This window comes from Flavobacterium erigeronis (genome assembly GCF_054075165.1).
This window is the reverse complement of record NZ_JBSKGP010000040.1, coordinates 1-285: the sequence shown is the minus strand read 5'-3', so window position 1 is coordinate 285 and position 285 is coordinate 1. Positions and strand designations below refer to the sequence as shown.

The following is a 285-nucleotide window of genomic DNA, read 5'->3' as shown; positions in this document are numbered from 1 at the left end:
CAATAACTACAACAACGGAACTCACGAAATCGTGCTTCGTTTTGAATTGGTTAACCGCAAAAAAGGACTAAAATCACCAAGATTCTTTTAATACGACCGTCTATGAAAAGAAGAATTACTATACTCGTACTGCTCATCATTCAGATGGCATTTTCGCAGACCAAAAATAAGGCCGCAGATGCGTTGTTTGACAAAATGTACTATGTCGAAGCAGCAAAATCGTATGAAATGTCTATAAACAGTGGCGACAACTCCAGAGAAATACTGCAGCGCATTGGCGACGCA

General features: G+C 40.0%; 1 protein-coding gene. It reads left to right on the top strand.

Annotation, left to right across the window (positions count from 1 at the left end; all coding sequences use genetic code 11):
- Positions 1-102 precede the first annotated feature (102 nt).
- The coding region (locus tag ACWA1F_RS23985) for a hypothetical protein (protein ID WP_456897555.1) at positions 103-285 on the top strand (183 nt) is incomplete at its 3' end.